Annotated in this window: 19 protein-coding genes; 18 read left to right on the forward strand and 1 reads right to left on the reverse strand. The window is 41.5% G+C overall.

Annotation, left to right across the window (positions count from 1 at the left end):
• Positions 1–24 precede the first annotated feature (24 nt).
• A complete protein-coding gene (locus HXT33_RS00315; RefSeq protein WP_102695068.1) occupies positions 25–1230 on the reverse strand; it encodes a pyridoxal phosphate-dependent aminotransferase in 1206 nt (401 codons plus the stop codon).
• Positions 1231–1452: 222 nt separating this feature from the next.
• Here HXT33_RS00315 and HXT33_RS00320 point away from each other — a divergent pair, with 222 nt between their 5' ends.
• From HXT33_RS00320 to HXT33_RS00405, 18 genes are all read left to right on the forward strand, one after another.
• The gene (locus HXT33_RS00320; RefSeq protein WP_415699183.1) at positions 1453–1914 is read left to right on the forward strand and encodes an Lrp/AsnC family transcriptional regulator; all 462 of its coding nucleotides are present in this window, start codon (positions 1453–1455) and stop codon (positions 1912–1914) included.
• 20 nt (positions 1915–1934) lie between these two features.
• Positions 1935–2276 (forward strand): chorismate mutase, encoded by a 342-nt coding sequence (locus HXT33_RS00325; RefSeq protein ID WP_004134022.1) that lies wholly within the window; start codon positions 1935–1937, stop codon positions 2274–2276.
• 97 nt (positions 2277–2373) lie between these two features.
• Positions 2374–3429, forward strand: coding sequence for a class II fructose-bisphosphate aldolase (gene fbaA / locus HXT33_RS00330; protein ID WP_421787080.1), 1056 nt, complete (start codon positions 2374–2376; stop codon positions 3427–3429).
• A gap of 119 nt (positions 3430–3548) precedes the next feature.
• On the forward strand, positions 3549–4850 hold the full coding sequence (locus HXT33_RS00335) for an adenylosuccinate synthase (RefSeq protein ID WP_102695065.1): 1302 nt from the start codon (positions 3549–3551) through the stop codon (positions 4848–4850).
• Between the two features lie 95 nt (positions 4851–4945).
• On the forward strand, positions 4946–5449 hold the full coding sequence (locus HXT33_RS00340) for a fluoride efflux transporter FluC (protein WP_421787083.1): 504 nt from the start codon (positions 4946–4948) through the stop codon (positions 5447–5449).
• A complete protein-coding gene (locus HXT33_RS00345) occupies positions 5449–5865 on the forward strand; it encodes a fluoride efflux transporter FluC (protein WP_421787627.1) in 417 nt (138 codons plus the stop codon). Before HXT33_RS00340 ends, HXT33_RS00345 begins: the two co-directional genes overlap by 1 nt.
• 32 nt (positions 5866–5897) lie before the next feature.
• Positions 5898–7265, forward strand: coding sequence for a ClC family H(+)/Cl(-) exchange transporter (locus HXT33_RS00350; protein ID WP_421787085.1), 1368 nt, complete (start codon positions 5898–5900; stop codon positions 7263–7265).
• Between the two features lie 67 nt (positions 7266–7332).
• Positions 7333–8481: an ATPase gene (locus HXT33_RS00355; protein ID WP_421787087.1), complete on the forward strand. Its 1149-nt coding sequence runs from the start codon at positions 7333–7335 to the stop codon at positions 8479–8481.
• Positions 8468–9601 carry a CpaF family protein gene (locus tag HXT33_RS00360; RefSeq protein ID WP_421787089.1) on the forward strand — a complete coding sequence of 378 codons (1134 nt, stop codon included), beginning with the start codon at positions 8468–8470 and terminating at the stop codon, positions 9599–9601. The genes HXT33_RS00355 and HXT33_RS00360 overlap by 14 nt, the downstream gene beginning before the upstream one ends.
• A 24-nt stretch (positions 9602–9625) precedes the next feature.
• A complete protein-coding gene (locus HXT33_RS00365; protein ID WP_415699179.1) occupies positions 9626–10201 on the forward strand; it encodes a type II secretion system F family protein in 576 nt (191 codons plus the stop codon).
• Positions 10202–10203: 2 nt separating this feature from the next.
• Entirely contained in the window at positions 10204–10854 is a 651-nt protein-coding gene (locus HXT33_RS00370; protein ID WP_421787092.1) for a type II secretion system F family protein, read from the forward strand.
• Positions 10855–11032: 178 nt separating this feature from the next.
• A complete protein-coding gene (locus HXT33_RS00375) occupies positions 11033–11308 on the forward strand; it encodes a DUF4244 domain-containing protein (RefSeq protein WP_004126283.1) in 276 nt (91 codons plus the stop codon).
• Positions 11309–11359: 51 nt separating this feature from the next.
• Positions 11360–11755 carry a TadE family type IV pilus minor pilin gene (locus HXT33_RS00380; protein WP_308582723.1) on the forward strand — a complete coding sequence of 132 codons (396 nt, stop codon included), beginning with the start codon at positions 11360–11362 and terminating at the stop codon, positions 11753–11755.
• Positions 11752–12153 carry an Rv3654c family TadE-like protein gene (locus HXT33_RS00385; RefSeq protein WP_116794568.1) on the forward strand — a complete coding sequence of 134 codons (402 nt, stop codon included), beginning with the start codon at positions 11752–11754 and terminating at the stop codon, positions 12151–12153. Before HXT33_RS00380 ends, HXT33_RS00385 begins: the two co-directional genes overlap by 4 nt.
• A gap of 100 nt (positions 12154–12253) precedes the next feature.
• Positions 12254–14653, forward strand: a complete 2400-nt coding sequence (gene dnaX, locus HXT33_RS00390; RefSeq protein ID WP_421787094.1) for a DNA polymerase III subunit gamma/tau — start codon at positions 12254–12256, stop codon at positions 14651–14653.
• 6 nt (positions 14654–14659) lie between these two features.
• On the forward strand, positions 14660–15268 hold the full coding sequence (gene recR, locus HXT33_RS00395; RefSeq protein ID WP_004126278.1) for a recombination mediator RecR: 609 nt from the start codon (positions 14660–14662) through the stop codon (positions 15266–15268).
• Positions 15269–15395: 127 nt separating this feature from the next.
• Positions 15396–16160, forward strand: a complete 765-nt coding sequence (locus tag HXT33_RS00400) for an aspartate kinase (RefSeq protein ID WP_004136463.1) — start codon at positions 15396–15398, stop codon at positions 16158–16160.
• 77 nt (positions 16161–16237) lie between these two features.
• A complete protein-coding gene (locus HXT33_RS00405) occupies positions 16238–16807 on the forward strand; it encodes an ACT domain-containing protein (protein ID WP_004136461.1) in 570 nt (189 codons plus the stop codon).
• Positions 16808–16811 lie beyond the last annotated feature (4 nt).

Genomic DNA, 16811 nt, shown 5'->3' on the forward strand with positions numbered 1-16811 from the left:
TTTATTTATTGCTTTTAATTGTTTTTACGCATTATTAGCAGCCTGCTGCTCAAGCGCAAACTTTCGCATGCGAGCCACAGCTTCCTTAAGTTCTTCCGATTTTCCAGCGTAAGAAAGTCGCACAAATCCGCTTCCTTCTTTTCCGAAAGCTTCTCCCGGAACAACAGCAACTTTTTCTTCTTCCAAAAGTTTTCTGCTGAATTCTTTGGAAGTTAATCCAGTTGGGCGAACGTCGACGAAAACGTAGAAAGCTCCTTGTGGCTCAATAAGTTTTAATGCGTCGCAATCTTGTAATGCGTTAAGTACCAGATTTCGTTTTTCACGGTATTCTTCACGCATTTGACGAACATGATCTTGAGGTCCGGTAAGAGCAGCAACTCCGCCGTATTGTGCAGTCGAATTGACGGAAGAGTGTATCATTTCCGCAATTTTACTACTTTGTTCAATAACGTTAGCTGGTGCAAGAATATAGCCGATTCTCCAACCTGTCATTGCGTAAGTTTTAGACAAACTTTCTACAATAATGGTTCTATCTTTCATTCCTTCAACTGCTGCAATAGATGGCGCTACAGCATCTCCTGCAGGTTCTGTTTCAGGATCACTTGCGAATACAAATGGATGATACACTTCGTCAGAAATTACCCACAAATCAAATTCTTTACATAATTTCGCAACTTCTGCAAGCTCTTCGGCTGTAGTTACTGCGCCAGTTGGGTTGCAAGGTGAGTTAATAATAATAGCTTTAGTTCGTGGAGTAATTGCTTTGCGTATTTCTTCGGCATTAACATGCATTCCATGCTCAGGTTTAAGAGCAACCGTTACAGGAGTGGCGTCGCACATTAAAACTTCGGCATCGTAAGAAGTGAAGTATGGCGAAGGAATAATTACTTCGTCGCCCGGATCAATTACTGCTTTAATAGCTAAATATAAACCAATTGTAGCGCCGTCAACTGCTTGAATTTCAGTATCGGCATCATAAACTAAGCCTTTTACTCTTTTTGTGTAATCAACTGCGGCTTTGCGGAATTCTGGAATTCCTAAAACGTCTGTATATTTTGTTTTTCCAGCTTCAATAGATTCGCAAGCTGCTTTAACAATATGGTTAGAAGCGGTTTCGCCAGGCTCTCCTAGGCAGAGCGAAATAGCATCAGGGATTTGTTCTACGCGATCAAATACGTCACGAATACCAGATCTAGGTATTGAGATTGCGTGTTCTGCTACAACAGCCATATTATCTCCCTCTACTCTTTCGACAATAAATATTATTATTTAGTTTATATTTTTATTATTTTTCCACAAAAAAACTGAATAAAGCAAGGTATAAAAAAATTTTTTATATTATTTTGTTCTTTTTCTGTAAAAAATAAGGTAACATAGGTATTGCTGCCTGCCGGCGCTAGCATAAATCCGACTATAATTCTCGTTCAGCGTCGATTAGAGAATGGAGAAAATATGACAGGAAGTTCCCGTAAAGTTGAAGGCGCTTTGCCAATGGATTCAACCGATGGAGTTATTGTAGATATTCTTGAGCATGATGGTCGTGCCACGTTAACGCGTTTAGCAAAGGCTTCAGGCTTATCTGTTTCTGCCGTACAGTCGCGTGTTCAAAAGCTTGAGCGCAAGGGTGTTATTACTGGTTATCGTGCGCTTATTGATTACGAGCGTCGCGGCTTGCCTGTTAGTGCATTCGTGTCAGTTACTCCGCTTGATTTTGGTAAGGAAGCAACAATTCCTACAAAGTTGCGCGATATTCCTGGTATTGAAGCGTGCTATTCCATTACCGGAAGCCCAAGTTTTATGCTGGTAGTTCGTGTTGCAACGCCAAGTAAGTTGGAAGAGTTAATCAATACTATTCATCGCATTGTGCCGGTAAGTACGGAAACCACAATGGTTTTGCAGACTTATTTTGATTAAAGTTTTGGATAAATCATATTATGTGTGATTTTTCTGAAACAACAATTAATTCGAGCAATACTTCATTAAATAAAAGTTGTGAAGATGCTGCGGATAAGATTTTAACGCTGCGCAAAACGATTGATAATATTGACGGCGCGATTATTGCGCTTCTAGCGGAACGTTTTAAGACTACTAATCGCATTGGTGAGCTTAAAGCTAAAGCTAAATTTGCCCCTTTGGATTCTAAGCGTGAACAGGAGCAGATTCAGCGTCTGCTAAATCTTTCTGCTGCTGCTGGTTTAGACGAATCAATCGCATTACAGTATCACGAATTTGTAGTTACAGAAGCTAAAAAGCGTCATCAAAAGATGCAGTCGTAACTTAAAGCGTTTTAGTTAGTAAGTTAGTAAAACAGCTTTTGTAACACTTTTGTGGATTTGTGTAGCTTTGTGAATTATAAAGGCGGATAATACAAGTATGACTATTGCAACCGTTGAACGTTACGCGCATATGCTTGATGCTGCAAGTCGAGGTGGCTACGCGTATCCTGCTATTAATGTTACAAGTACTCAAACGCTTAATGCAGCTCTACAGGGATTTGCAGAGGCTGAGTCTGATGGCATTATTCAGGTTTCTGTTGGCGGTTCGGCTTATTTTTCTGGGCAGTGCGTAAATAATCGTGTTGTTGGATCTCTTGCGTTTGCTGCTTTTGCGCATGAAGTTGCATCTCAGTACCCAAATATTACTATTGCTCTTCATACTGATCACTGTGCAGAGGCTTACCTTGACGACTGGATTCGCCCACTGTTAGCTAAAGAAGCAGAGCAGGTAAAAAGGGGCGCGGAACCTCTTTTCCAATCGCATATGTGGGATGGCTCAACTGTTAATTTGCAACATAATTTAGACGTTGCAGAAGAGCTACTTGACGCTTCACAAAAGGCTCGTACAATTCTTGAAATTGAGATTGGTGCGGTTGGTGGAGAAGAAGATGGGCATCGTGCAGATATTGACGAGCGCCTATATTCTACGCCTGAAGATGCATTACGTGTTGTAAAAAAGCTTGGTTTGGGAGAGCGCGGCAGATATATGGCAGCGTTTACTTTTGGCAATGTTCACGGAGCGTATAAGCCTGGCGTTGTAAAGTTACGCCCGCAATTGTTGCAAGAAATCCAGCAAACTGTGTATGAAGAATATAAAGATATTTGCGATACTCGTACATTTGGCGCGTCTAAAAAGCCTTTCCTGCTGGTATTTCACGGAGGCTCTGGTTCTACTGCTCAAGAAATTGCAGAAGCTGTGCGCTACGGCGTAGTTAAAATGAATATTGATACGGATACGCAATATGCTTTTACTCGCGCTATTGCAGGGCACATGTTTAGCAATTACGATTCTGTTCTTAAAATAGATGGCGAAGTTGGAGAAAAGAAACTTTACGATCCTCGTTCTTGGGGCCGTGAAGCCGAAAAAGCCATGGCTCAACGCGTGGTAGAAGCTTGTGTGCAGCTTGGTTCTGCTGGTAAAGCATTGAAATAGTTAGCTTTCATGCTTAAAAGATTTTTCTTCCCTCTTAATCGGTAGGGGCGTAGCGATAATCTTGTCAGGTAGGATTGTGCAAATTTGGGCAACGTTAGCCCAAAAAATGGAGGTGCGGCATGCCTGGTATTGTGCTTATTGGCGCTCAATGGGGTGACGAAGGTAAAGGTAAAGCAACAGATTTAATTGGATCTAAAGTTGATATTGTCGCACGTTTTAATGGTGGCAACAATGCTGGTCATACCGTTGTAGTTGGAGATAAATCTTACGCGCTGCATTTGCTTCCAAGCGGCATTATTAGCCCTAATGTAACACCTGTAATTGGCAACGGCGTTGTTGTTGACCCGGAAGTTTTGCTTGAAGAGATTGATGCTTTGGAATCTCGTGGAGTTGATTGCTCTCGTTTGCTGGTAAGCGAAGCTGCGCACATTATTACGCCGTATCATCGCGTAATAGATAAGGTTACGGAGCGTTTTCTTGGAAAGCACAAGATTGGTACAACCGGTCGCGGTATTGGACCTACTTATGCGGATAAAATTAATCGCGTTGGTATTCGAGTGCATGATTTATTTAATGCTGAGCATTTGCGTGACAAGGTTGAGGCGAGCTTGCATCAAAAGAATCAGATGCTTGTGAAGCTTTATAATCAGCATCCTATTGATATTGACGCTGTAACTGCCCAGCTTGTTGAGCTTGGTAAGCGTTTGAAGCCTTATGTTGCTGACACTTCGCTAGTTTTGAATAAGGCAATGGATGAAGGCAAAACCGTTCTGTTTGAAGGCGGACAAGCCACAATGCTTGACGTTGATCACGGCACCTACCCATTCGTTACTTCTTCGAATCCTACTGCTGGCGGTGCTTGCACAGGTACGGGCGTTGGTCCAACTCGCATTACTCGCGTAATTGGTGTTGCTAAGGCTTATATCACTCGTGTTGGTGAAGGCCCATTCCCAACTGAGCTTTTGGACGAGCAGGGTGATTGGCTTCGTGAGCAGGGCCATGAATATGGTGTTACAACAGGCCGTCCTCGTCGCTGCGGTTGGTTTGATTCTGTAGTAAGCCGTTATGCAACTCGCGTAAATGGTTTAACAGATATTGTTCTTACTAAGCTTGATGTTTTAACAGGCTTGAAGGAAATTCCAGTTTGCGTAGCTTACGACGTGACTTTGGCAGATGGAACTTGCAAGCGCGTGGAAGAAATGCCTGTGGACCAGTCTCTATTTGCTTGTGCAAAGCCAGTTTATGAGATGGTTCCTGGTTGGAGTGAGGATATTTCTCAAATTCACAAGTTTGAAGACTTGCCTCAGAATACTCAGAATTACGTGAAGCGTTTGGAAGAGCTTTCTAATTGCCGTATTTCTGCCATTGGCACTGGTCCGCAGCGAGATCACATTATTAGTGTTCACTCTCTGACTAACTGAATTGTCTATTGGTTGATGATTAACTTAACAAAACGGCACTTCTCAATTGAGAGTGTCGTTTTGGTTTATGGAAATAGTTTTGTAAAAGAGTGAGAATGAGTAAAATAAGCGAGAAAAATTGTAAAAATAGCCGCCGCTTATATCTTTTAGTTTTTATTGGTGGCACGTGCGGAGCGTTTGTACGTGGAGTAATTTCTTCCTACGCGCCTTTAATTTACCCGGTAAATCTACAATCTTCTATATTTGGTCAGCTTACTTTAGGCACTTTCTTGTCTAATATGATTGCGTGCTTTATTTTCGCTCTTATTACTGCAATATCTGTTAAAGCGTTATCTAAAGAAAAGCAAACTTTTTACAAATATGCTTTAGGAACGGGCTTTTGCGGCGGATTGTCAACTATGTCTACTTTCGCATTTGAAGGTGCTATGTCGTTTATTTCTCCGCGCATGACTTTTGCTATTTTTGGTATGGTTCTTTCCTTAATATTTGGCGTTTTTATGGCGTTTGTTGGTAGTCGGATTGGAACGGGAATTGCAAAGCGCATTAATAGCAAGCAAGAGCAAACTGTTCAAGAAGATAATACTAAGGCGGTGAAGTGATGAATCCATTGTACGTTTTTACTATATTTGTTTTGCCGTGCTTCTTTGGCGGTTTGGGTGCTGTTTTAAGATGCGCAATGACTAAAAAAATTTCTGCAAGCCATGATAGTAGAATTCCTGTTGCAACGCTGTTTATCAATTGTGTAGCCTCGTTTGCTTTAGGAGTTGTTGCTAATGTTTTTATGGTTGCGGTAACAATTTTTGGCGCTAATTTTATTTATTTGATGATTTTGGGATTCTTGGGTGGATTTTCCACGTTTTCTACCGCAATTTTTGAAGGTGTGGATCTTATTCAAGGAAAGCGCATAAAAGATGGCATTTTTCTACTTTGTGCGGAGCTTATTGCGCCATTTTTGTCTGCTTCTATTGGTTATGTTGCTTTGCAAATTTTGTTATTCCAAATTTTTAGTATTTAAAAGTTAAGTTTTGCGCGCAGAATCGAGTAGTTGTGAGCTTTAAGAATGTGGTGAGCTTTTTAAGTAAGCAGTCAAAGCAAATATTAGAAACTTTTTGCCAGCTTCGCTGGAAAGTAATATTAGTGGGCGTTTTAGTTGGCGTAGTTTCCGGTTCTCTCGTAGCTTTCTACAGATTTGGCATTGAGTATGGTACTGATTTTGCGCGTTGGATGTACTTGCAAATTTTGCATAACACATGGTGGATTGTGCCATGCTTAATTTTTGCCATAATTGCAGGCCTGATTATTGGTTGGATGAGCGTTAAGGAAAGCATGGCTTCCGGAAGTGGTATTCCACAAGTTGTTGGCTACGTTCGCCGCGGTTTGAATATGCGATGGCACACTATTTTGCCGGTGCGTTTTGTTGGCGGTTTGCTAGGTTCTTTATTTGGATTGTCGCTTGGGCGTGAAGGTCCGTCAATTCAAATCGGCGCGTGCGGCGCTCAAATGTTATCTCGAATCTTCCGTAAAGGAAAGAGAGACGACATTGAGGAGCATTATATTGTAACTGCTGGTGCTGCTGCTGGTCTTTCTGCAGCATTTTCTGCTCCTCTTTCTGGAGTTATGTTTGCTTTAGAAGAAGTACAGCATGGAATGTCGTCTACAGTTTTAATGGGCGCTGCTGTTGCTTCTCTTTTTGCTGATTTTGTTTCACAAACCTGCTTCGGTTTACGCCCAGTACTTGATTTCGGCCAAATTCCAGATTTACCAATGGGATTGCATATTTGGCTTATTCCACTTGGTATTTTTGCCGGATTTGTGGGCTCTTTAATGAATCGTTCTCTTCTTGGGTTGCAAACATTGTATGGATATTTGCCTCAGTGGATGCCGGTTGTAGTAGCCTGCTTAATTGCAATACCAGTTGGCTTATTCCTTCCCGAAGTTCTCGGAGGCGGATCTAACTTAGTGCGTCTTTCGGAATATGGAAAAATAAGTATTGCAATGCTCTGTTTGCTTTTTGTTGCAAAAATGCTTTTTACGTCAACAAGTTTTGGTTGTGGTGCTCCTGGAGGCATTTTTATGCCAATACTTGCTGTTGGTGCGCTCGCAGGCGGAGTTGCAGCTCGCAGTATTACTAGCGTTTCAGCATTCGGTATTGACGCAAAATTCGTATCCGTGTTTGCAGTTTGTGTGATGGCTGGAACGCTATCTGCTTCTGTAAAAGCTCCACTTACTTCGATTTTGCTAACAGTTGAAATGTCTGGAACTATGATCCATACACTTCCAGTGGCAGCTTGCGCATTTATTGCGTTGCTTGTTTCGGATATTCTAAAAACTAAGCCGGTCTATGGTGAACTTCTTGAACGGTATATGCAATCTCATGGAGATCTTGTTCTTAATAATGCGCTAATTGCCGAATGATTAATGTTTTAACCACATTGATTTAATTTTATTGCAAACCAACTTGCGTATGCGTTTCAATAGGCGCATGAGTACAAATATTGATTTAAATAACAAGTTGGTTAGCGCTAGGCAAACTGATTTAAGCGGTACTAGTAATTTAGCTAGATTTAGTGCGTCGAAAGACGTTAATCGTTACGTTTACCCGCCTCAAGCGTCGAGCTATTCTAATCCAAGCGCAATTCGTAGCGATTGTGTTAATTTATCTACTCTTGTAGACGATCACACTGTAATAACTACTATCGCTCCCAAAAATCGCAATATTTCATTACAAAATCTAAATCAGTCTTTGTGTGAATATTCAGAAGAAGCGCCGCTTGAAAGTGAATTTCTTGAGGCACTGCCTTCGAATATATTGGTTGGAACTGCGGCAACTGATGGAATTGGTTTGAGCACGTTATTGTCTATTATGGCTCGTTATATAAGCAAGCAAGGCTACAGTGTTGCGATTGTAGATGCTGATTTAACGCATGGCGGTTTGGATGTTTTGTTGGGGTTAGAATCCGATGAAGGTAGGCGTCTGCAAGAAGTAGAAGCACCTCTTGGTCGTTGCGATGGATATGTGCTAAAAAATGAGCTTATTCATTGGGATGATGTTGATGTTTTAGCATTTTCTCCTTGGCGAAGCGAGCGTCCAGAGCCGTGGGTTGTTGAGGCTGTAATTCGCGCTTTGGCTGAAGCTTGCGACGTGGTTATTGTAGATATTGGATCTGGAAAATCCTCAGTTGAAATTTACAAAAGTATTCCCCAACTTTCTGCTTCTGCAACGCTTGCTTCTGTTGAATTATCTGTTCTTGATTTAGCTCGTTTTCGCGCATATTCGCATGTTCTTAAGTCAACTTGCAATGTTGATATTAGCAGCGATGACTTTGCCGCAATAGGGATGTGCCCTAGAGGTCTAAAACAAAAATCATATGTTTTAAGTGTTGACGAAGCTTCTGAATATCTTTCAACGCAGATATTAGGGTTTTTGCCGTATGATTCAAACCTTCATGCAGACATTATAGGAGGATACGGTATTCGCGAAGTCCCTTCTTGCATGAAATCTGCTATGAAAAAACTAGGAAACTGGCTTTTTGCAGAGGCAATCTTTAGCAAAAAAGAAAGTTCAAGCAAACGTCGTCACTCTAAATTTAGTCATTTTTCATATTCAAGGGGAAAGTATGGTCGTAAATAATTCTCGCGATATTGATTTCGGAATTTTGCAGGAATTTGCAAATGATTCACGAGTTACAGATATGGTTGTGAGCGAAGATGGACGCGTGTGGGTAGATTGTGGTCAGGGTTTAAGAGAGTGTAAGCCTAGAGTGCCAATGCATAGCCCCAAATTATTAAGAGAGTATGCAGTGTGGTTATGTGCTCAGCTTGGCAAGAGGCTTGATGATGCTTGCCCTATTGCAGATGCTTCAACTAACTCTGGTATTCGTATTCACGCGGTTTTGGCACCAGTTGTGGCACAAGGTGCAGCTTTGTCGGTGCGATTCCCAACTTTAAAAAAGTATGATCTATTAGCATTAAGTGGCCAAGGAATGTTTCCTAAAGAAATTGCGTATATTCTTGGATTCCTTGTGAAATTAAAGGCAAACATATTGATTACAGGCAGCACTGGTTCTGGTAAAACTACGCTTATGAAAGCTCTTCTTGCTATGGCGGATGCGCGTGATCGAATTATTTCTGTGGAAGAAACTCGTGAATTAGGTGAGCTGACTGCAAATCATGTTTCGCTAAGCGTTCGCGAAGCCAATGTGGAAGGGGTTGGAGAAATTGGATTATCTCAATTAGTAAAAGCAACTTTGAGGATGCGCCCAGACAGAATTGTTTTAGGCGAGTGCAGAGGGGAAGAAATTGCTGATTTGCTACGCGTTTTTACTTCCGGCCATAAAGGCGGCATGACTACGATTCATGCGGATGAGGTAGAAAAAGTTCCTGCTCGACTTATGGCTCTTGGCTTGCTCGCTAAATTAGAGCCTGCAGCATTATGCGCTTTGGCTGCGGGAGCTTTTGATGTAGTAATTCATGTGGAGCGCGCTTCGGATGGCAGACGCATGCTTCGCGAAATTGGCGTTCTGCAATATTTGCCTGCCGCTTCGGCTTTACAAGGTAAAGCAGTTTTGCGTTTAGAACGATGTTTTAGCGACGGTAGTATTCGCATGCTTGTTTTACCTGAGTGGAAAAAGTTTGCTAAGTGTTGGAGGCTTCCAGAAGATATTAGTAATATTTGCGCGAGTAATTTTAGTAAAAATAGTTTTAATCAACGTAATTTTAATCAACGTAATTTTAATCAAATAGCTTCGTAACTTTCATTTTTTGATTGGGGGAATATGGATATTGAAGAAGCTCTTGCCGGTTTAATTGCTGCATTGAGATCCGGCTCAACGTTTGAAATGATATTGCAAAATGATGCTGATTCTAAGAATAGTATTTGTTCTAATGAAGTAAGTGCAAAAATGATTTACAGATGGCTTAATAATAGATGTTCTATTAAAAATCGAAATCTATCTGCAGCTCAGCGTAGTCGCATTGAAAACCATATGCGATCTGTTTGTGAAAATCTTATGGCGGCTTATGAATTAAGCAATACTTTAGGCTGTGAAATGGCTACTTGCGTAGAAGCTGCTTCGGCATCGTACCATGCTCGCCGCAGAGCGGAAGATCTTCAAGCAGACGTATCTGCAATGCCAACTGCCACAATAAAATTACTCACCGCATTGCCTTGTTTGTCTCTATTAGCAGGTGAATTGCTTGGCGGACATCCGATTCTTATTTTGCTAACTACCGTATATGGGTGGGTTTTGTTGATTGTTGGAGCGATTTCTTACAGCCTTGGCTTGGCATGGGTTAAGTCAATGTTGCGAATATCTAATCATACTATGGCAAGTTCGGTTATTAGGAAGTAAAAATGGAGTATAACAGTCGTCTTTTGCTGATTGTGCCTGTATTCGTTATTATGGCTTGGCAATTTTGCAATATTTCTTTTGGTTCTAAAACGTTACTCGGTTATAAAAGATTAAATATTGGCGATTCTGATACTAAATATGAGTGGCGTAATGCTTATTCTAAAGATATTGATCCTCTGCTTGGATTGCATATGATTATTGTTGCTTTGCGCAGTGGCGTTGCTATTCCTAGAGCTTTGAATGTAGTCGGTGCTGTTTTGCCTGGCGGGCATGGGTTGTGGATGTGTGAGGTGTCCAGAGCTTTGATTTCTGGGGATAGCTGGCATGAAGCGTGGTCTCCTCCGCATGTTCTTAAAAATATTCAATCTGTTTCAAAAAGCAAAAACCGTCACAAAAAACTTGAAAAAATAGATTCATCGTCAGTTTTAGCAACTTGGTTAATGACTTCTTTGCGCGAATCCTGGTGTAATGGTTCTTCGCCTGTTCCGGTACTACTTGCGCTTTCTAAGCATTACGAAATCACTATGGAAAATGTTGCTAGGCAAGAAACTTCCAAGCTGTCTGTGCGATTATTGCTACCAGTTGGATTGTGCTTTTTGCCAGCTTTTATATGTATTGGTATTATTCCTACGGTTGCTTCTCTTATGCGATAGTAGATTAAATTTTGTTAAGAAAATCTTATTTTTGAATTTTCTTAAGCGGTTTCCAAAAGATTTCAATGCTTTTTAGCTTTTATCCACAATGAAGATTTTTTCTTGGACTTTGCAAATCAACCTGCAAAAATATTTTTATCCGAAAATTTCGGATAAATTGAAGGGAAAGGTACAAATAATGGTTGGGATAATTCAAAAGCTTGTTGCAAGATACACTGTATCGATGCTTCAAGTAAATGACCAATTATCAGTTGTAGAAATGCGCCTTAATCAAAAAGGTAAGCAGTATATTAACAATCTTCAAAAGCAAGATTCTGGTGCTGTAACCGCCGAGTATGCTGTAGTGCTTATTGCTGCGACTGGTTTTGCTGCATTATTAGTTGCCATTTTGAAATCAGATGCAATACGCAAAACATTGACAGAATTAGTGAAAAAAGCGTTGAAAATTGGTTGATTGATTTTGGCTAATTTATTGATGCTTTATGTTTAGTGAAATGAGCTTATGATGCGGAAGAATATTTTGCATGAATGTTTTGTGTTATGCAAAAAATTATTGCGTAATATTAATACGCGTGATTTTGGTGCTGTAACTGCTGAATTTGCAGTTGTTTTGCCGTGTGCAATAGTGCTTGTAGTTGTGCTTCTTGGAGTTGGTAGAGCAGTAGTATGCAATATGAATTGTCATGATGCAGCTTCCCAGGTTGCTTACTACATGGTTACTCATCACGACGATAAAGCTGCTGCAAGTATCGTGCAGAAAGTTGCAGGTTCAGGAGCATCTGTGCAAATAAATCGTAATGGGAATATGGCTAATATTGTTGTGAAATGTCCTCTTATTCCAGATCCGCTTCACATATTGCCTCCTTTGGTGGAAAGTCGCGTAAGTCAGGTTTTGGAATGAGTTCGCATTGTTGTTTTAATTGTTTAGTATCTTTCGCTCGTAAGAAGAGCAGTAAGGCAGATTGCGGTTCTGGCACAGCGCTAGGCATTATGCTGGTAATCGCAGTCTGCTCAATGCTTGCTGTTGCTGCAATTTTGGGGCATGTTCTTAGTGCTAGGCATCAAGCTTACGCAGTTGCTACTGCAGCTGCGTTGTCAGGGGCTTCCGCTTTACAGCGCATGGAAAATAATCCTTGTGAATTTTCTACTAGAACTGTTACGTCAAGTCACGCAATATTGAAATCTTGTAAGTCGGCTAAAGATGAAGTCACTGTAAGCGTTACAGTTCCTTTGAATATTCCTTTAGCTCCAAGCGTAGAAGCTTCGGCTCGAGCAGCATTGGAAGATTGTGATAAATAAAAGTAATTAATATTCTTTTGTTTATAAGAGGGTGGCGGCTGCTGCTAATCTGAAATAAGATATATCGGGGAAACATTTAGGTCGCGGTAGGTTAGAAAACATGGCACTTGCACTGTATCGTAGATATCGTCCGGACACATTTGATGGTGTTATTGGGCAGGATCAAGTTACCGTACCTTTGTCTAGAGCATTAGACCAAGGCAAAATCACTCATGCTTATTTATTCTCTGGTCCTCGCGGATGCGGTAAGACCAGTTCTGCGCGCATTTTGGCACGTTGCATTAATTGCGAAGAAGGTCCTACTTCTCACCCGTGTGGTAAATGTCAGAGCTGTAAAGATTTGGCAACTGGTGGCCCTGGGTCTATTGATGTTGTAGAAATAGATGCTGCAAGCCATAACGGTGTTGACGATGCTCGAGAGCTTCGAGAGCGTGCGGGTTTTGCTCCAGCTCGAGGCCGCTATAAAATCTTTATTCTCGATGAAGCTCATATGGTAACTCCACAAGGTTTCAACGCATTGTTGAAAATTGTGGAAGAGCCTCCTGAGCACGTTATGTTCATTTTTGCTACCACTGAACCAGATAAAGTAATTGGCACTATTCGTTCCCGCACCCATCACTACCCATTCCGCCTAGTTCCTCCAGAAGTTATGGGTCCTTATCTTGAAGATATATGTAAGAAGGAAAGCATTAATCCTGCTCCTGGTGTTTTACGTCTTGCTATGAGAGCAGGTGCGGGTTCCATGCGTGACACTCTTTCTGTGCTTGATCAACTTATGGTCGGCGCAGTTGATGGTGCTATTTCTCTGGATTCTGCAGTTGCTTTGCTTGGATTTACGCCTAGTGAATTAATTTCTGAAGCCATTGATGCGCTTATTGAGCATGATGGTGCTGCAATATATGACGTTGTTCGTCGCGTTGTTGTTGGCGGCTACGATACTCGAAAATTTGTTGAAGATTTGTTAGGCAGAGTGCGAGATTTACTTCTTATGGTTTCTGCCGGAGCTAAAGCTGCTTCCGATCTGCTTAATGATATTGCTCCAGAAGATTTGGAAACCTTGCAGCGTCAATCTTCGCAAATGACGTTACCTAATTTAGCGCGTATGGCTCAAACTATTAATGAAGCGCTAAGCTCAATGGCTGGTGCTGTTTCGCCTCGCATGAATCTGGAAATTCTTGTTGCTCGTTTGCTTGCAGATAGTGACATTACTGCAAATGTGCAGGGTAAATCTTTTATAGGTGCAACAAATACGCAAAATAAATCTTTTGCGCAAAAGCAGCAAGATAAGTCTTCTGTGAAAGAAACTAAGCATGAAGAGCCTTCGGAATCTTCTGCTGGATCTTTCGCTGAATCTTCTGCTGGACCTTCGCCGGTAGCTTCTTTGGAATCTCCGTTGCAATCTTCGTCAGAATCTTCTGCAGAATCCTCTAATTCTGTTACAAAAACGCAGAATAATGATTCTCTAAGTGCAGACGAAATGTGGGATGAAGTAGTCTCTAAGTTGCCAGAAGATGCGCGCGAATATGTGACGCGTAAGTACGTTCCTAAAGTGCAATTAAACTCTGAGCAATCTGGGCGTCAGCGTTTAGTGCTTACTTTTAATGAGCCTATGAGTCAGCATGCTTTTGCGCTCGCAGTATGCACTACATCTCCTTACGATGGTCAAAAAGTACCAAAAGTGGTAATGAGCGTAGTGAAAGACGTTTTTGGTAATCAAGTAATGATTGCTCCTGCTCCTGTTGCGTCTAACGGAGAAGCGGTGGAATCTGTTGCAAGAATGGATCCTAAGCGTCTTGCTCAAGTAAAACGCGATATTTTATTGCGCAAAACTGGCATGACTGCAGGATTTATTGGTAAAACAACTTCTGACAGCGGTGGATTTACTGAAAGTAAAACAGAAAAGGATTCCTCGGATTTTCTAAACGCTGATGGCTCCGCAGCATCAGTAGTATTTGAGAATACTGCGGAAGATGCAAGGCAAGAAGCTGCTTTGCCGGACGTTGAAGATGATGCTTGGGCGGATATGTCATCTGTGCCTATTGCGGATGTTATGACACTTCCTAACGCTTCTACTTCGGCTGATGTATCTACTAAAACGCAAAGCAAGCCGCAAGTAAAAATGCAGTCTGCACAATCTAATGTTGACGAGTCTAATGTTGACGAGTCTAATACTGACGTTGCTAATGCGCATGTTTCAAATGTAGCTGTTTTAGGTGCTTCTAAGTCAAGTATTTCTGATTCAGGTGCTGCTGGTTCAAGTTCTGTTGATCCAAGTTCTGCTGGTCCAAAAGAAATTACGCAAGAGCCTGTAGTTCCTACAAGTGGAGCGTCTGCAGATGAATGTTCTATGGATGATATTTCCTTGGAAGCTGCATCTTCAGTAGGCGTGGATGATCTTAAGGCAATGTTTGAGGTTAAAACGGTTGAAGAATTTGCTGCAACCGATCCAAAAAATCCAAAGAATATTTCTGCAAACGTTAAGAAAAAGCAAGAGGAGTAGTTAACTGTGCATAATGCATCGTCGTACGATGGCGCAATTGGTCGTTTAATTGACGAGTTTTCAAAACTTCCTGGAATCGGACCTAAAGGCGCTCAACGCATTGCTTTTTATATACTTTCTGCGTCTGAACAAGAAGCGCAATCTTTAATAGATGCCATAAACGATATGAAGTCGAGTGTGCGCTTTTGTGATATTTGCGGAAATGTTTGCGAACAAAGCCCTTGTGCGGTTTGTGCAGATCCTCGCAGAGACCATAGCAAAATTTGCGTAGTTGAAGAGCCTAAAGACATTATGAGCATTGAGCGCACTCACGAATATGATGGCGTTTACCATGTTCTTGGCGGAGCTATAAATCCAATGGCAAATGTTGGTCCTGGAGATTTATCAATTACTCAATTACTTGAGCGTCTTAAAAATCCTCAAATTAAAGAGGTTATTCTCGCGCTTGACCCAAATATTGAAGGCGAAGCAACAGTTACATATTTGGCTCGCCTGTTAGATCCTCTAGGTATTAAAATTACGCGTTTGGCAAGTGGCTTGCCTGTTGGTGGTGATTTGGAATATGCGGATGAAATTACTCTCGGACGCGCTTTCAGCGGGCGACAAGCTGTGTAGGAGTAAAATTTAACGAACAAATTATCAATAATTGCGAATAATAGGGCGCAGTTGATACTCTGATACCAGACCAAATATTTGGAATATCCGTTCGTTCATCTGTTTATACATGAGCAAGGGGTAAAAATTGGCGCTTATCGTACAGAAATACGGCGGCTCGTCTGTGGCTGACACTGATTCCATACAGCGCGTTGCTAAACGTATTCTTTCCACAAAAGCAGCTGGCAATGATGTAGCAGTTGTAGTTTCTGCAATGGGGGACACTACTGACGATTTAATTGATCAGGCAATGAGTGTTAATGCGCATCCTCCTGCTCGCGAAATGGATATGCTTATGACTGCAGGCGAACGCATCTCTATGAGCTTGCTTGCTATGGCTATTCATGCTCAAGGATCTCACGCATACTCTTTTACCGGTTCTCAAGCAGGTTTTATGACCGACATGAAATTTGGTGCAGCTCATATTCGCGCAGTAAAACCAGACCGTGTTCGTCGTGCACTTAGTAAGGGAAGTGTTGCGATTGTTGCCGGATTCCAAGGCATTAGCGAAATGGGGGATGACACTACTCTTGGTCGCGGAGGTTCGGATACTTCAGCAGTTGCTCTTGCAGTTGCTTTAGGAGCTGACGTTTGTGAAATTTATACAGATGTTGATGGTGTTTTCACCGCAGATCCTCGTATTGTTCCAACTGCTAAACGTATTCCAGTTATTGATTACGATTCGATACTAGAAATGTCTTCATGTGGTTCGCGTGTGCTCGCTTTGCGTTGCGTTGAGTATGCTCAGCGTTTTAGTATGCCGCTTCACGTTAGGAGTTCCTTCTCTCACAGAAATGGAACTCTTATTGTGCCGCGAAATGTTAATCCACGTACTTTACCTAATTTAAGTTGATTTAAGCAAGTTTATTTTTATAGATAATTATTTTTTATAGATAATATTTAAGCAAATAGAAATTAAGGGCGGTAATAATGGTAAACCAGGAGATTCGTTCTACTATGGGCGACTTGTTCCCAGATTTAGGTGTTGAAACGCCTGTTATTTCAGGTGTTGCTCACGATCGCAGTGAGTCTATGATTACAGTTCGCGGTATTCCGGACGTTCCTGGAATGGCTGCAAAAGTATTTACTACTCTTGCAAAAGCTAATGCAAATATAGATATGATTGCACAAGCAAGCGCATCTACGGGTACTGCGGATATTTCCCTTACTGCTCCTAGCTCGTCGATGAAAGCAATTTGTAAAGTTCTTGAAGAAGCGCGTGATGAATTGAAGTTTACTTCTATGGATGTTGACCCTACTGTTGGGAAAGTTGCAGTGGTTGGTGTTGGTATGAAGATGCACTCTGGTTTAGCGGCTACTTTCTTTACTGCATTAAGTGATCACGGTATTAATACGCTTATGATTTCTACTTCAGAAATTCGTATTGCCGCTTTGGTTCCTGTTAATCAGCTTGATGAAGCTGTTCGAGCCTTACACACGGCTTACGGATTGGATGCTAACCAAATCGAAGCTGTTGTTTACGGCGGCAGCGGACGTTAAAAAT

The organism is Gardnerella sp. DNF00753 (assembly GCF_049244275.1).
In the GTDB taxonomy this organism is placed as follows: Bacteria; Actinomycetota; Actinomycetes; order Actinomycetales; family Bifidobacteriaceae; genus Bifidobacterium; species Bifidobacterium greenwoodii.

Excerpts from the sequence above, each read along its gene's own strand:
- HXT33_RS00315 (WP_102695068.1), bottom strand. The coding sequence starts at position 1,230 with ATGGCTGTTGTAGCAGAACACGCAATCTCAATACCTAGATCTGGTATT.
- HXT33_RS00320 (WP_415699183.1), top strand. The coding sequence starts at position 1,453 with ATGACAGGAAGTTCCCGTAAAGTTGAAGGCGCTTTGCCAATGGATTCA.
- HXT33_RS00325 (WP_004134022.1), top strand. The coding sequence starts at position 1,935 with ATGTGTGATTTTTCTGAAACAACAATTAATTCGAGCAATACTTCATTA.
- fbaA (WP_421787080.1), top strand. The coding sequence starts at position 2,374 with ATGACTATTGCAACCGTTGAACGTTACGCGCATATGCTTGATGCTGCA.
- HXT33_RS00335 (WP_102695065.1), top strand. The coding sequence starts at position 3,549 with ATGCCTGGTATTGTGCTTATTGGCGCTCAATGGGGTGACGAAGGTAAA.
- HXT33_RS00340 (WP_421787083.1), top strand. The coding sequence starts at position 4,946 with ATGAGTAAAATAAGCGAGAAAAATTGTAAAAATAGCCGCCGCTTATAT.
- HXT33_RS00345 (WP_421787627.1), top strand. The coding sequence starts at position 5,449 with ATGAATCCATTGTACGTTTTTACTATATTTGTTTTGCCGTGCTTCTTT.
- HXT33_RS00355 (WP_421787087.1), top strand. The coding sequence starts at position 7,333 with ATGAGTACAAATATTGATTTAAATAACAAGTTGGTTAGCGCTAGGCAA.
- HXT33_RS00360 (WP_421787089.1), top strand. The coding sequence starts at position 8,468 with ATGGTCGTAAATAATTCTCGCGATATTGATTTCGGAATTTTGCAGGAA.
- HXT33_RS00365 (WP_415699179.1), top strand. The coding sequence starts at position 9,626 with ATGGATATTGAAGAAGCTCTTGCCGGTTTAATTGCTGCATTGAGATCC.
- HXT33_RS00370 (WP_421787092.1), top strand. The coding sequence starts at position 10,204 with ATGGAGTATAACAGTCGTCTTTTGCTGATTGTGCCTGTATTCGTTATT.
- HXT33_RS00375 (WP_004126283.1), top strand. The coding sequence starts at position 11,033 with ATGGTTGGGATAATTCAAAAGCTTGTTGCAAGATACACTGTATCGATG.
- HXT33_RS00380 (WP_308582723.1), top strand. The coding sequence starts at position 11,360 with ATGCGGAAGAATATTTTGCATGAATGTTTTGTGTTATGCAAAAAATTA.
- HXT33_RS00385 (WP_116794568.1), top strand. The coding sequence starts at position 11,752 with ATGAGTTCGCATTGTTGTTTTAATTGTTTAGTATCTTTCGCTCGTAAG.
- dnaX (WP_421787094.1), top strand. The coding sequence starts at position 12,254 with ATGGCACTTGCACTGTATCGTAGATATCGTCCGGACACATTTGATGGT.
- HXT33_RS00405 (WP_004136461.1), top strand. The coding sequence starts at position 16,238 with ATGGTAAACCAGGAGATTCGTTCTACTATGGGCGACTTGTTCCCAGAT.